The organism is Rhodococcus sp. BP-316, from assembly GCF_019836105.1.
In the GTDB taxonomy this organism is placed as follows: domain Bacteria; phylum Actinomycetota; class Actinomycetes; order Mycobacteriales; family Mycobacteriaceae; genus Rhodococcoides.
The window spans coordinates 234,114-248,243 of the sequence record NZ_JABUEE010000001.1 but is presented as its reverse complement, the minus strand read 5'-3'; the positions used below and the strand labels follow the sequence as shown (position 1 = coordinate 248,243).

General features: G+C 69.5%; 12 protein-coding genes. 2 read left to right on the top strand and 10 right to left on the bottom strand.

Annotation, left to right across the window (positions count from 1 at the left end; translation table 11 throughout):
• Positions 1-152: 152 nt before the first annotated feature.
• The 5 genes from pgl to tkt are packed head-to-tail and all read right to left on the bottom strand — an operon-like array spanning position 153 to position 6,576.
• On the bottom strand, positions 153-893 hold the full coding sequence (pgl, locus tag HQ312_RS01100; protein ID WP_027505283.1) for a 6-phosphogluconolactonase: 741 nt from the start codon (positions 891-893) through the stop codon (positions 153-155).
• Positions 886-1,791, bottom strand: coding sequence for a glucose-6-phosphate dehydrogenase assembly protein OpcA (gene opcA, locus HQ312_RS01095; RefSeq protein ID WP_027505284.1), 906 nt, complete (start codon positions 1,789-1,791; stop codon positions 886-888). The genes pgl and opcA overlap by 8 nt, the downstream gene beginning before the upstream one ends.
• Positions 1,788-3,347, bottom strand: a complete 1,560-nt coding sequence (zwf, locus tag HQ312_RS01090; RefSeq protein ID WP_222637591.1) for a glucose-6-phosphate dehydrogenase — start codon at positions 3,345-3,347, stop codon at positions 1,788-1,790. Before zwf ends, opcA begins: the two co-directional genes overlap by 4 nt.
• Positions 3,348-3,350: 3 nt before the next feature.
• Positions 3,351-4,472, bottom strand: a complete 1,122-nt coding sequence (tal, locus tag HQ312_RS01085) for a transaldolase (RefSeq protein ID WP_027505286.1) — start codon at positions 4,470-4,472, stop codon at positions 3,351-3,353.
• Between the two features lie 4 nt (positions 4,473-4,476).
• A complete protein-coding gene (tkt, locus tag HQ312_RS01080) occupies positions 4,477-6,576 on the bottom strand; it encodes a transketolase (protein ID WP_222637590.1) in 2,100 nt (699 codons plus the stop codon).
• Between the two features lie 337 nt (positions 6,577-6,913).
• On the opposite strand from tkt, the gene HQ312_RS01075 reads away from it, so the two are divergent.
• Positions 6,914-7,891, top strand: a complete 978-nt coding sequence (locus HQ312_RS01075; protein ID WP_056444679.1) for a heme o synthase — start codon at positions 6,914-6,916, stop codon at positions 7,889-7,891.
• A 13-nt stretch (positions 7,892-7,904) separates the two neighbouring features.
• Here HQ312_RS01075 and HQ312_RS01070 read toward each other — a convergent pair whose 3' ends face one another.
• Complete coding sequence (locus HQ312_RS01070; RefSeq protein ID WP_222637589.1) at positions 7,905-8,870, bottom strand: quinone oxidoreductase; 966 nt, start codon at positions 8,868-8,870, stop codon at positions 7,905-7,907.
• Between the two features lie 105 nt (positions 8,871-8,975).
• On the opposite strand from HQ312_RS01070, the gene HQ312_RS01065 reads away from it, so the two are divergent.
• Entirely contained in the window at positions 8,976-9,356 is a 381-nt protein-coding gene (locus HQ312_RS01065) for a hypothetical protein (protein ID WP_027505290.1), read from the top strand.
• A 10-nt stretch (positions 9,357-9,366) separates the two neighbouring features.
• Here HQ312_RS01065 and HQ312_RS01060 read toward each other — a convergent pair whose 3' ends face one another.
• The 4 genes from HQ312_RS01060 to mptB form a co-directional block, all read right to left on the bottom strand.
• Positions 9,367-10,350, bottom strand: a complete 984-nt coding sequence (locus HQ312_RS01060) for a heme A synthase (protein WP_222637588.1) — start codon at positions 10,348-10,350, stop codon at positions 9,367-9,369.
• A 97-nt stretch (positions 10,351-10,447) separates the two neighbouring features.
• Entirely contained in the window at positions 10,448-11,248 is an 801-nt protein-coding gene (locus HQ312_RS01055; RefSeq protein WP_374198271.1) for an ABC transporter permease, read from the bottom strand.
• The gene (locus HQ312_RS01050; RefSeq protein WP_056444673.1) at positions 11,245-12,219 is read right to left on the bottom strand and encodes an ABC transporter ATP-binding protein; all 975 of its coding nucleotides are present in this window, start codon (positions 12,217-12,219) and stop codon (positions 11,245-11,247) included. The genes HQ312_RS01055 and HQ312_RS01050 overlap by 4 nt, the downstream gene beginning before the upstream one ends.
• Positions 12,216-13,883 (bottom strand): polyprenol phosphomannose-dependent alpha 1,6 mannosyltransferase MptB, encoded by a 1,668-nt coding sequence (gene mptB, locus HQ312_RS01045; protein ID WP_222637793.1) that lies wholly within the window; start codon positions 13,881-13,883, stop codon positions 12,216-12,218. Before mptB ends, HQ312_RS01050 begins: the two co-directional genes overlap by 4 nt.
• Between the last annotated feature and the right edge of the window lie 247 nt (positions 13,884-14,130).

Genomic DNA, 14,130 nt, shown 5'->3' with positions numbered 1-14,130 from the left:
AACACCGTTGCACCGCAACCGCATCCGCGTGGCGCAGGGGAGTGCCCCGGCGTCGACCAGCGGCCTCGACACCCGTCCGACCGAAGGACGATCAGCCCGGACGGCCGCCGGCCTGACCGTCGCTCAGAGGCGGGACGCCGACCCCGCGTCGCTCAGAGGCGGGACGCCGACCCCGCGTCCAGGAACCACACGGTCGACTCGAGGCCGTGTGCCCCGGCGGCCGGATGCTCGACCGGGTCCGCGCCCCCGACACAGGCCGCGACGGCATCGGCCTTGCCCTCGCCCGAGACGAGGAACCACACGTGCCGAGACCTGTTCACCGCCGGGAGCGTCAGCGTGATGCGCACGGGAGGCGGCTTGGGGGAGTCGGTCACGGCCACGACCCAGCGTGACTTCTCCTGCACCGCGTCACCGTGGGCGAAGAGGGAGTTGACGTGAGAATCCGGGCCCATGCCGAGCAGGTGGATGTCGAAGGCGGGTCCGTCCTCCGGTGCGAAGGCTGCCACCGACTGCAGGTAGGTCACCGCCGCGGCCTCGACGTCGTCGCCCAGCGGCGAGTCGGACGGGGCCATGACGTGCACGCGGTCGGGATCGACGCCGACGTGATCGAGCAGGGCGTCCCTGGCCTGCACGTAGTTGCGTTCCGGGTCGCCTTCGGGGAGGAAGCGTTCGTCACCGAAGAAGACGTCGACGGCGGACCAGTCGATATCACCGCCGAGGTCGCGGACAGCGGCCAGGGTCGCGACGCCGGTGCCGCCACCGGTCAGCACCACGGAGGCGGTACCGCGTGCTCGCTGGGCGTCGACGACCACCGAGACGAATCGCTCGGCCGCGGCGCGGGCGAGAGCCGCCGTGTCGTCGGAACGGTGGATCTCCGGTCGTGTCTCACTCATAGGTCACCTTCGTCAGGCCGGCGAGGGCCTCTTCGTAGATCTCGTCACGGTCGAGTCGACGCAGCTCCTCCGCGAGGCAGTCGCGGGTCTCCCGCCGGGCGAGTGAGACCAGCGTGTCCGGTTGTCCGGTGCGGATGAGCGTGGCCGTGGTGCCGGTCTGCGGCCTGCTGATGGACACGGTGCTGTCGGCCAGCACCATCTCCACACGCAGGTCGCCGACCTTGCGCACCACGGGGACGTCGAGGCGGGCGGCGAACCACCCGGCGAGGATGTCCAGTGCGGGCTCCTCGCGCAGACCCGACACGGTCACCGATCGCACCGGCTCGGCCTGCTGGTCGAGTGCCGTGGTGAGCAGCGCACGCCAATAGGTGATGCGCGACCAGGCGAGGTCGGAATCCCCCTCGGCGTACGACTCGAGTCGCGACGAGATGGCAGCGCGCGGGTCGGGTGAGTTGGTCGCGTCGGTGATCCGGCGGATGGCGAGTCGGCCCACCGGGTCCTCCTTCGGGACCGCCGGTGCTCCGCTCGGCCACCAGGCCACCACGGGGGTGTCCGGCAGCAGGAAGGGGAGGACGACGCTCTGCTCGTGTTCCGACAGCTCGCCCCGTAGTCGCAGGAAGACCACCTCGGACGCGCCCGCGTCGCCGCCGACGCGGATCTGCGCGTCCAGCACGTCGTCGTCGTCGCGATCACCGCGGGCCAATACGATCACACGACACGGGTGCTCCCGGCTGGCCTCGTTGGCCGCCTCGATCGCGGCTTCGAACTTCGCGGGATCACGGATGACGACCACCAGGGTGAGCACCCGACCGAGCGTGACGGCGCCGCCCGATTCGCGGAGCTCCACCAGCTTCTTCGAGACGGCACCGGTGGTGGTGGCGGGCAGATCGACGATCACGGCCTTCTCCATTCGCGTCCGGTGCGCTGCATCATCTCGTTGGCCGAGTCGGGGCCCCACGTGCCGGCCTCGTACGGATCGGCCGCACCTCCGGACGCCCAGTACTCGAGGATGGGGTCGAGGATCTTCCACGACAGCTCGACCTCGGCATTGACCGGGAAGAGCGACGGCTCACCGAGCAGCACGTCGAGGATGAGCCGCTCGTACGCCTCGGGCGACGACTCGGTGAAGGCCTGGCCGTAACTGAAGTCCATGCTGACGTCCCGCACCTGCATGCTGGACCCCGGCACCTTCGATCCGAAGCGCAGCGTGACGCCCTCGTCGGGCTGCACGCGGATGACGAGTGCGTTCTGGCCCAGTTCCTCGGTCATCGTGGCGTCGAACGGCAGGTGCGGTGCGCGTTTGAAGATCATCGCGATCTCGGTCACGCGCCGCCCGAGCGACTTCCCCGTGCGGAGGTAGAACGGCACGCCGCCCCACCGCCGGGTGTCCACCTCGAGGGTGATGGCCGCGTAGGTCTCGGTGTTCGACTCCGCGTCGAACCCCTCCTCCTCCTTGAGCCCCTTCACCTTCTGGCTGCCCTGCCACCCCGAGGTGTACTGCCCCCGGGCGGCGGTCTGCGCGAAGGGCTCCGCCAGACGCGTCGAGGAGAGGACCTTGATCTTCTCGCTCTGCAGCTCGCTGGGGCTGAAGCTGACCGGCTCCTCCATCGCGGTGATGGCGAGCAACTGCAGCAGGTGGTTCTGGATCACGTCGCGCGCAGCGCCGATGCCGTCGTAGTACCCGGCTCGACCCCCCAGGCCGATGTCCTCGGCCATCGTGATCTGCACGTGGTCCACGTAATGGGCGTTCCAGATCGGGTCGAACAGCTGGTTGGCGAAGCGCAGCGCCAGGATGTTCTGGACCGTCTCCTTGCCGAGGTAGTGGTCGATGCGGAAGACGCGATCCTCCGGGAACACTCGGTTGACGATCGCGTTGAGCTCCTTCGCGCTCGCGAGATCGTGGCCGAAGGGCTTCTCGATCACCACTCGACGCCAGTGCCGCGGCGCCTCGTCCTCGGTATCCGGCCCGGTGGCGAGACCGGACGCCGACAACTGCTCGAGCACCGTGGGGAACGCGCCCGGCGGGATGGACAGGTAGAACGCGTGGTTCCCACCGGTTCCGCGCTCGACGTCGAGTTCCGCGAGCGTTCTCGTGAGCTGATCGAACGCCGCGGCGTCGTCGAACGACCCCTGCACGAAGCGGATACCTTCCGACAACCGTTCCCACACGTCCTCACGGAACGGCGTCCGGGAGTGCTCCCGGACCGCGTCGTGGACGATGGTGCCGAAGTCCTGATCCGACCATTCACGCCGGGCGAACCCGACCAGCGCGAACCCGGGCGGCAGGAGCCCACGGTTCGCGAGGTCGTACACCGCCGGCATCAACTTCTTGCGCGCCAGGTCGCCGGTGACACCGAAGATCACCAGGCTGCAGGGCCCGGCGATCCTCGGGAGACGCTTGTCTCTGCTGTCACGGAGCGGATTCACCCAGGGTGTGGCTGACTCCGTCGCCACGGTTCAGCTCTTCGACGCGGCGGAGAGTTGCTCGGAGGTGGCGTCGAGCAGCTCGCCCCACGACGCCTCGAACTTCTGGACGCCCTCGTTCTCGAGCACGAGGAAGACGTCGGTCAGGTCGATACCCAGTGCACTGATGGCGTCGAAGACGGCCTGCGACTCCTGACCCTTGCCCGTGATGGTGTCGCCGGTGACCTCGCCGTGGTCGGCGAAGGCGTCCATCGTCTTCTCGGGCATGGTGTTGACGGTGTTCGGGGCGACCAGCTCGGACACGTACAGCGTGTCGGGCAGGGTCGGGTCCTTCACTCCGGTGGAGGCCCAGAGCGGGCGCTGCGGCCGGGCGTTGTCGGTCAGCATGCCCTGGAAACGCGACCCGATCTCGAACACCTGCTGGTAGGCGACGTACGCGAGGCGTGCGTTGGCCAGTGCGGCCTTACCCTTCAGGTCGGTCGCCTCCGGTGTTCCGATGGCATCGAGACGCTTGTCGATCTCGGTGTCGACGCGCGAGACGAAGAACGACGCGACCGAGTGGATCGACGACAGGTCATGGCCCGCGGCCTTCGCCGACTCGAGTCCCTCGAGGTAGGCGTTCATGACGGCCTCGTAGCGCTCGACCGAGAAGATGAGCGTGACGTTGACGCTGATGCCCTCGCCGATGACCTTGGCGATGGCGGGGATGCCGGCCTCGGTGGCGGGGATCTTGATCAGGACGTTGGGCCGGTCGACGATCTTCCACAGCTCGATCGCCTGCGCGACCGTCTTGTCGGTGTCATGGGCCAGGCGGGGATCGACCTCGATGGACACCCGTCCGTCGACTCCGTTGGTCGCCTCGTACACCGGTGCGAGCACGTCGCACGCATTGCGGACGTCGTCGGTGGTGACCGTGCGGATGACGGAATCGACGTCGGCACCGCGAGCGGCGAGCTCGTTCACCTGCTCGTCGTACGAGGTGCCCTTCGACAGGGCGGCCTGGAAGATCGACGGGTTCGTGGTGACGCCGACGACCGACTTGGAGTCGATCAGGTCCTTCAGGTTGCCCGAGGAGATCCGGTCACGGGAGAGGTCGTCCAGCCAGACCGAGACTCCGGCGGCGGACAGGTCTGCGAGATTCTGGTTCTGAGTCATGCTGTCATCCCTTCACGTTGGTGATGGAGCGCTGAGCTGCGGCCACGACGGCCTCGGCCGTGAAGCCGTACTCGCGGAAGAGCGTCGCCGCGTCCGCGGACTCGCCGAAGTGCTCGAGCGAGATGATCTCGCCGAAGCCGCCGACGATCTTGTACCAGGGCATCGCGATGCCGGCCTCGATGGAGACACGGGCCTTCACGGTGGGCGGAAGGACCTGGTCGCGGTAGTTCTGGTCCTGGCTCTCGAACCACTCGACACACGGCATCGAGACGACGCGCGCCGCGATGTCCTGCGCCTCGAGAAGCTTCTGTGCCTCCACGGCGTACTGCACCTCGGAACCGGTCGCGACGATGATCACGTCGGGTGCGGCCTTGGACGACTCGACCAGGACGTACCCGCCCTTGGAGACACCCTCGTAGCTGGTGCCGTCGAGAACCGGGATGCCCTGACGGGTGAGCGCGAGGCCGACGGGGCCGCTGCTCGACGAGCGCGCGAGCACCGCACGCCAGGCGTGGGCGGTCTCGTTCGCATCGCCGGGGCGCACGACCGAGAGGTTCGGGATCGCGCGCAGCGCCGCGAGGTGCTCGACCGGCTGGTGCGTCGGACCGTCCTCGCCGAGACCGACGGAGTCGTGGGTCCAGACGTAGATGGGATCGATGTCCATGAGGGACGCGAGGCGCACCGCGGGACGCATGTAGTCACTGAACTGCATGAAGGTGCCGCCGTACGCACGCGTCGGTCCGTGCATGACGATGCCGGACAGGATCGCGCCCATCGCGTGCTCGCGGATACCGAAGTGCAGCGTGCGGCCGTAGGGCTCGGCGTCCCAGTCGTCGGTGGAGATCGACGTCGGGCCGAAGGACTTGGCGCCCTTCATGGTGGTGTTGTTGCTGCCGGCGAGGTCGGCGGAGCCGCCCCACAGCTCCGGCAGGACCGGGCCGACGGCACTGAGGACCTCACCGGACGCGGCGCGCGTCGCGATGGCCTTGCCGCCCGGCTCCCAGGTGGGGAGGACGTCGGTCCATCCGTCGGGCAGCGTGCCCTCGGTCAGACGGTCCAGCAGGCGGCGACGGTCGGGCTCGCGCTCGCTCCACGCGTCGAAGTCCTTGCTCCACGCCTCGTGCGCCGCGCGGCCACGCGCCTGCAGGCCGCGGGTGTGCTCGATGACCTCGTCGGTGACCTCGAACGTCTTCTCGGGATCGAAGCCGAGCGCCTTCTTCACGGCGGCGACCTCGTCGTCACCCAGAGCGGCACCGTGGACGGCACCGGTGTTCATCATCGTGGGGGCCGGGAAGCCGATGATGGTGCGCAGCACGATGATCGAGGGCTTGTCGGTGACGGCCTTGGCCGCCTCGACCGCCTCCTCGATGGCGGTGACGTTCTCGCCGCCCTCCACGACCTGCACGTGCCAGCCGTACGCCTCGTAGCGCTTGGCGGTGTCCTCGGACAGCGCGATGTCGGTGGAGTGCTCGATGGAGATCTTGTTGTCGTCGTAGAACAGGATCAGGTTGCCGAGCTGCTGCGTGCCGGCGAGTGAGGACGCCTCGGAGGTGATGCCCTCCTCGATGTCGCCGTCGGACGCGATGACGTAGACGTAGTGATCGAACGGGCTGTCGCCCCATGCGGGCTCGGGATCGAAGAGTCCACGCTCACGGCGCGACGCCATGGCCATGCCGACGGCCGAGGCCAGGCCCTGACCGAGCGGGCCGGTGGTGATCTCGACGCCCTTGGTGTGGCGGAACTCCGGGTGGCCGGGAGTCTTCGACTTGAACGTGCGCAGCGCCTCGAGATCGGCGAGCTCGAGGCCGAAGCCGCCCAGGTAGAGCTGGATGTACAGCGTGAGGCTCGAGTGACCGCACGAGAGCACGAAGCGATCGCGGCCGATCCACGTGGTGTCCGTGGGATCGTGGCGCATCGTGCGCTGGAAGAGCGAGTACGCCAGGGGAGCGAGGCTCATGGCGGTTCCGGGGTGGCCGTTGCCGACCTTCTGCACCGCGTCGGCAGCGAGAACACGCACAGTGTCCACCGCCCGTGTGTCCAGATCGGTCCAGTCGCTCGGATGGTGAGCGCTGGTGAGAACGGTGATGTCGTCTGTGATCGACACGGGTGGAGATCTCCTGACACTGTCGGGGTGGGGGTGGCCAGTAGTGCACGGACGCGGCGCACTCGTCGCCGCTCCGCGCGTGATGAGCCTAGTTCCCCGGCGGATCGGTCGGGGATACCCGGTTCACGGTCGAGCCTAGTTCCGTCCGGCACGCCTCGCTGGTTCCGCGGCGGGTGCTCCGCCGCCGATCCGTCACGCGACGCCCGAACCATCCGACTACCCGCCGATTGGGGTGATGACACAGGCGGCGTCTACCATCGCTTGTAGTAGCACCATTCCGCTCGGTAACTGGGCCGGGTGGTGGAGCGGACGGTGCGAGAGGGAGATTCGAGTGGGTATGCGGCAGAGCCCGAGCGGACACGGGTTCACCGACAGTCCGACCCGGGACGTGTCGACCGCTCCCACGTCGAGACTCGGCCGGCTGACGGCCAAACCCGCCGCCTACATCGCGCTGACGAAACCGCGTGTGATCGAGCTCCTCCTGGTCGCGACCATCCCCACGATGCTTCTCGCGGACCGCGGCACGGTGAACCTCCCGCTGCTGTTCGCCACGCTGTTCGGCGGGTGGATGGGTGCCGCCAGCGCCAACACGCTGAACTGCGTCGTCGACGCGGACATCGACAAGGTCATGAAGCGCACCGCGCGGCGGCCCCTGGCCCGCGAGGCCGTGCCGACGTCGCACGCCTTCGTCTTCGGCGCGCTCCTCGGAGTCGGATCCTTCCTCTGGCTCTGGTGGGCGGCGAACCTCCTCAGTGGGATCCTGGTCGTCGCGACGATTCTGTTCTACGTCCTCGTCTACACGATGGTGCTCAAGCGCCGGACCTCGCAGAACGTGGTCTGGGGCGGTGCCGCGGGATGCATGCCGGCACTCGTCGGATGGTCCGCGGTGACCGGGACCGTCGGGTGGCAGGCGATCGTCCTGTTCCTCGTCATCTTCTTCTGGACTCCGCCCCACACGTGGGCCCTGGCCATGCGCTACAAGGACGACTACAAGGCGGCGGGCGTGCCCATGCTGCCCGTCGTCGCCACCGAGCAGGTCGTCACCCGGCAGATCGTCCTCTACACGTGGGCCACGGTCGCGGCCACGGCTGCGCTGATCCCGGCGGCCGGTGTCGTCTACGCCGCGGTCGCCCTGGCGGCGGGTGCCTGGTTCCTCCTCATGGCGCACCAGCTCTACTCGGGCGTGCGACGCGGCGAGGCCGTGAAGCCGCTGCGCCTGTTCCTGCAGTCGAACAACTACCTCGCGGTCGTCTTCATCGGTCTCGCCGTCGACTCCGTGCTCGGGATGTCCACGGTCTCCGACTTCTTCTCCTGACACCCGCTCCGCGTCAGGGTTCCAGCACGATCGATCCCGCCGTCCGCCGGCTCTCGAGGTCGATGTGCGCCTGCCGGGCCTGCTCGAGCGGATAGCGATGCTCGACTCGGACCGTCAGGGTTCCGTCCGCCAGCGCGCGCACGACGTCTCCGCCGCGCCATTCCAGCTCTGCCCGGTCGCGGATGTGATGCGCGAGGGTGGGGCGGGTCAGGAACACCGAGCCGGCCTTGTTGAGGCGTTGCGGGTCCACCGGCGGTACCGGCCCGCTCGCGGCACCGAAGAGGGCCACTGTCCCGCGGATGCGCACGCTCTCGAGGCTCGCGTCGAACGTCGAGGCACCGACGCCGTCGTACACCGCCGCGACGCCGACACCGTCGGTGATGTCGCGCACGCGTGACGGGATGTCGTCGTCGTAGCGGAGAACGTGAGTCGCGCCTGCTTCGCGCGACAACGCCTCCTTCTCGTCGGTGGACACGGTGGTGATCACCGTCGCGCCCTTCGCCGTGACGAGCTGCGTGAGAATCAGCCCGACTCCGCCCGCGCCGGCATGCACCAGCACCACGTCGCCGGACCGCACGGGGTACGTCGACTCGATCAGATAGTGCGCCGTCATGCCCTGGAGCAGCACGGATGCCGCCTGCGGGGGATCCACACCCGCCGGCACCGCGATGGCAGAGGCGGCCGGGACCCGCACGAGTTCGGCGTAGCTCCCGGGCGCTGCGGCCCATGCGACGCGGTCGCCGACCGAGAAACCGGACACCTCCGAGCCCACCTGCTCGACGACGCCGGTGCCCTCGTCGCCCGGGACGTACGGCAGCTCCCGTGGGTAGGACCCGCTGCGGAAGTACGTGTCGATGTAGTTGATCCCGGCGGCCTGGACCCGGACCAGAAGATCGGCCGGGCCGGGTACCGGATCGGGGACGTCGGTCACGTCGAGGACGTCGGGTCCGCCGGTTCTGGTCACGAGTACAGCGCGCATGGGAAAAGTCTGCCACCGCGCCCGCGACAGCGGGGGCGGGACGGACCCACCGCTGAGTTACCGGCCAGTAGGGACGCGTGGGACGGACCGGGTATTCTCACGATCATGAGCACCGAGAGCATCGAGAACGCACCCAAGGGTGACTCCGGGCAGAGCACCGAGACGGCGGCCCCGCCGTCGAACCTGGTGTCCTCGATCGAGTCGTTCGTCGCAGCGCACGGCGGGTCCGCGACGGTGGTGTTGCAGCCGCTCGGCCGCGCCGGTGTCCGCATGACCCTGGTCGGTGCCGACGGGATCCTGGGGGACCGGGTCGCCGGCAATCTCCGCATCGCGCACGCGGTGGTGGACTCGCTCGACTCCGTGACCCTCGGTGACTGGGACCGCGAGCTGACGAGCATCGTCACCCCGCGCAAGGGTCACTTCGCGCAGATGGCGGGATGGGTGGCGCGTCAGTCGCGTTTCCCGAAGGCGCGCAACGGTCTCTGACCGCGTCCGATCAGTCCGCGCGGGCCAGCCGCGGCGAGGTCACGTCGGTGCCCTCGGCTGCCGGCACGGTCTCCCGCTCCCGCAGAGACACCCAGAGAGCGGCCGTGGCGGCCGTGGCCGCGGCAGCACCGGCGACGTGGACGGCCACGAGGGCCGCAGGGACGTCGGTGAAGTACTGGACGATGCCGACGCACGCCTGGGCGACGACGATCGCGATGACCACCTGCAGACGCTTCTTGATGGCCGAGGCTCCGGACGGACTGACGGCGTAGACGGCGAACGTGAGCCCCACCAGCAGCGCCAGGTACCCCACCAGAAGTTCGGCGTGCAGGTGCACCAGCGTGACGATCTCCACCTCGAGCCGAGCCACGTCCGCGTCACCGGCATGCGGTCCCGCGCCGGTGACCATGGTGCCCGCCACCAGAACTCCGGCGAGAAGGACCGCAGACAGCACGGTCAACCACCGCAGCGGCGCGGGCACGGCGGGTACCGAGACGCCCTCGTCCTTCTCACCGATCTTGTGGAACAGCAACGTCGCGAGCCAGACCATCAGCATCGAGATCACGAGGTGCACCGCCACGGTCCACCACAGCAGCCCGGTGAGCACCGTGATGCCGCCGACGCCGGCCTGCAGCACCGTGCCCGCAGGCATGAGCCACGCGTAGACGACCACCTCGCGGCGGCGCCGTGCCCGTGTCACCGCCAGGACGATGGCAGCCGCGGTGAGGACCACGGCGAAGGTGAGCATGCGGTTGCCGAACTCGACCGCCTGGTGCAGGACGGGCACCTCGGACACGCCGACGGGCGTGAAGCTGCCGGGGAAACACTGCGGCCACGTGGGGCACCCGAGCCCGGAGCCCGTCACCCGGACCACGGCGCCCGTCACCGAGATACCGCCCTGCGTCAGGATCACGACGAACGCGATGATTCGCTGGACGCGAACGGAGGGGACCGGGAGGCGGTCGACCACGGAGAAGTACGCACGGGAGAGCACACGTCGATGGTAGACGGCATCTCCTACGCTGCGTAGTTGGCCTGCGGCCCGGGGTAGTCGGCCTGCGGCTTCGGGTGGTCGGACTGCGGCTTCGGTGTCAGGTGAACGAGAACTTGCGGGTCGCCCAGAAGCCGCAGATCGCCGCCCACACGACGAGGACCAGGATGCCGAACAGATCGGCTCGTCCCACGACGGCCTGCTCGAGCGTCTCCGCCATCGCGCCCGACGGGATCAGTCGCGCGATCATGCGGACGCCGCCGGGAAGTGCCTCGTTCGCGAACACCACGCTGCCGATGCCGAGCATCACGAACCACGCGATGTTGGCGAGGGCGAGCACGATCTCGGCCCGCAGCGTCCCGCCGAGCAGGAGGCCCATCGTGGCGAAGGTGACGGTGCCCAGAGCGATGACCAGCGCGCCCAGCACGAGTCCGCCGGGAGTCGGACGCCACCCGAGGGCGATGCCGATGGCGCCGAGCAGTACCGACTGCAGCACGACCACGAGGAGCACGGCGATCGACTTCCCGGCGATCGCGCCCCACTTCGGCAGAGCGGTGGCGCCGAGTCTCTTGAGAGCGCCGTAGCGCCGGTCGAAGCCGACGGCGATGGCCTGACCGGTGAACGCGGTCGACATCACCGCGACGGTCATCACGGCGGGCACGACGGTGCCAACGCGCTCGGTGCCGAAGTCGCCGAACGGCAGCAGCGTGAGGCCGATGAGCAAGGTCACCGGGATGAACATCGTCAGCAGCAGCTGCTCACCGTTGCGCAGCAGCAGAAGCAGTTCGAGGCGGCTCTGCGCCAGCAGCATGCGGCGGCGCGGTGCGGGCCGCGGATCCGGTGTGAACGTCCCCGGTGCGAATCGGTCGGACGCACGTTCGGACCGTGATGTCACGCTCACCCTCTCAGTTCCCGCCCCGTGAGGTCGAGGAAGACGTCCTCGAGGCTGCGCTGCTCCACACGGAGATCGGTGGCCAGCACGTTCAGTCGAGCACACCACGAGGTCACCGTCGCGAGCACCTGGGGGTCGATGGTCCCCTCGAGCAGATACGAGCCCGGCGAACTCTCGACCGGATCGAACCCCTCGGGCAGCACCATCTGTAGCAACGACAGGTCGAGGCCGGAGGGCGCGGAGAAGCGCAACTGGCCCTCGGCGCCCCGTCGGGTGAGCTCGGTGGGCGTCCCCGAGGCGACGACCTGGCCGTGGTCGATGATCACGAGGTCGTCCGCGAGGTGCTCGGCCTCGTCCATCAGGTGGGTGGTCAGCAGGATGCTCACGCCGTCGCGCCGCAGCGCCTCGACGAGGTCCCACACGAGGAGCCGGGCCTGTGCGTCGAGCCCGGCGGTCGGCTCGTCGAGGAACACGAGCTCGGGGCGGCCGACCAGAGCACAGGCCAGCGAGAGGCGTTGTTGCTGACCGCCGGAGAGTCGTCGGTACGGCGTGCGGACGGCATCGGTGAGCCCCAACTGTCCGAGGAGCCACGCGGGATCGAGCGGGTCGGCCGAGTACGCGGCGACGAGGTCGAGCATCTCGCCCGCACGCGAGCCGGGGTAGGCGCCGCCGCCCTGCAGCATGACCCCGATCCGCGGCTTGAGACGGTCGGAGTCGACGATGGGATCGAGCCCCAGGACGCGGACCTCACCGGAGTCGGGCGTGTGGAAGCCCTCGCACATCTCGACGGTGGTGGTCTTGCCGGCCCCGTTGGGACCGAGGAGTGCGAGCACCCGGCCGCGCTGCAGCTCGATGTCGAGTCCGTCGACGGCCGCGACGTCACCGAAGTGCTTGACCACACCGCGGAGCGACACCGCCGGAGAGTCCGTCGGCGTCCCGGCATCGGACGCCGTGGGCGGAGGGACAGGTCGGGCGGTCACGATGATCCAGCGTAGGCGTCCGACGGACGGTCCGGCGCCGCCGCCCCGTCGCGTGCCCGCCAGGGCAGCAGTCGCCTCGTCGAGGCGTACAGCACGGCGATCGTCAGGACTGTCGCCACCGCCGCCTGGACGATGACGAAGGGCTGGACCTCACCGCCGGTCGGCATGACGATCAGCGAGACGAACGCGGAGAAGACGATCACCGGCACCCGGAACGCCGGTCGGGTGGCCCAGGCGGCCAGCGGGGTGACGGCCCACAGCAGGTACCAGGGCTGGACCACGGGGAAGAGCAGCACGAGTGCCCCGAGCGACACGCCGAGGGCTCCGATGGGGTGGAGCCGACCCAGCAGGACCGACACCAGCATCCGCACGATGATCAGCGCGGCCACCAGGGAGGCGATCGGGCGGGTGAGGGACAGCACGGCGGTGGTGTGGTCGCCGATGCCGAGGAGGACGCCGGCGCCTCCCGTGGCGAGGCCGAGCAGTGTGGGCAACGACATCCAGCTGCGCACGGCGTTGGCCGTGCCCAGGGTGTCCAGCCAGCCGAATCCGAGCCCGCTCGCGGCGCTGACGCCCAGGATCACGGCGACGGTCACCGCGCCGAGCAGGGCGGCGGCGGCGGCGACGTCGCGGGGCCGACCACCCCATCGACGGGCCAGGGCCATGCCCACGAATCCGAGCGCGAGCACCGACGGGATCTTGATCGTCGCGGACAGGGCGATGACCGCCGCGCCGGCGAGCAGCAGCACGCCGGTACGGCCCCGCAGTGGTGCCGCGGACTCGACCGCACGGAACGAGAGTTCGAGTCCCGCGAGCATCAGGCCCAGCATCGCGGCCTCGTTGTGGATCCCGGCGACGAGGTGGAAGAGCAGGAGCGGATTGGCGGCACCGAGCCACAGCGCCGCCACGCTGGACACTCCGCACCGGGCGGCGAGGCGGGGGAGAGCCCACACGATGAGCGCGACGCCGATCAGCGCGACGATGCGATGCAGGAAGATCCCGGCGACGATGTCGTCACCGGTGAGCGCGGTGATGCCCCGACCGATCCACAGGAAGAACGGTCCGTAGGGCGCCGGGGTGTCGCGCCAGATGGTCGGCACGGTTCTGGTCAGCACATGGTCGACGCCGAGTGCCGCCTGCGGACCGATGGCGTACGGATCGAGTCCGCGGGCCGTGATCTCGCTCTGCGCCAGGTACGAGTAGACGTCCTTGCTGAACATCGGTGGCGCGACGCACAGCGGCACGATCCACAGCGCGAGCGTGCGGTCCAGCTGGGAGCGAGACATCCGGCGCGGCGACGAGTGCGTGCCGAAAGATCCCACGGCGAGGCGTCCGAGGAGCAGCCATGCGAGTACCACGACGGCGGTGCCGATCATCGTGATGGTGAGTGCGGCGGGGAGCGCGCGAGCGAAGAGCCCGAGCACGCGGACACCCTGCACCGGGTTCTGGAGAACCGGTTGTGCGCCGGCGCCCAGTGCACCGAGGGCCATCATCGCGGCGCCGATGGCACCGAAGCGGCGGATCCGTGTGAGATCGCGCACCTCGGCGGCGTTCAGTTCGGGGCGCTCGGGCTCGTTGTCGTGCAGAAACGCGACGCGGTCGCTGCGCGGAGACCCCTCGATCCCCAGCACCCGACGCGTCGCTCGACGGGCCGTCGCCCGCATCCGCGCGGCGGTACCGGAGCGGCTCGGCTCCGTCGCACCCGCCGTGACCACGTGGTCGGTGCCGCCCGCGAGGGACGCCGAGGCGTCGGTCGGTGTCACCGGCGCGGAGGGCACGGAGTCGTCGGCAGGTGCGGGCACAGAACGGAGCGTATCGACACCGGAGCCGATCACGAACGTCGCCGCGGCATCGGCCCTGCTACCCAGGGTGCCCTTGCTGGAACCTCTCCGGTAATTCGGTCACACTGGT

Coding starts and splice junctions, on each gene's coding strand:
- tal (WP_027505286.1), bottom strand. CDS start 4,472: ATGACTCAGAACCAGAATCTCGCAGACCTGTCCGCCGCCGGAGTCTCG.
- pgl (WP_027505283.1), bottom strand. CDS start 893: ATGAGTGAGACACGACCGGAGATCCACCGTTCCGACGACACGGCGGCT.
- HQ312_RS01065 (WP_027505290.1), top strand. CDS start 8,976: ATGAGCACCGAGAGCATCGAGAACGCACCCAAGGGTGACTCCGGGCAG.
- HQ312_RS01075 (WP_056444679.1), top strand. CDS start 6,914: ATGCGGCAGAGCCCGAGCGGACACGGGTTCACCGACAGTCCGACCCGG.
- mptB (WP_222637793.1), bottom strand. CDS start 13,883: ATGCGGGCGACGGCCCGTCGAGCGACGCGTCGGGTGCTGGGGATCGAG.
- HQ312_RS01070 (WP_222637589.1), bottom strand. CDS start 8,870: ATGCGCGCTGTACTCGTGACCAGAACCGGCGGACCCGACGTCCTCGAC.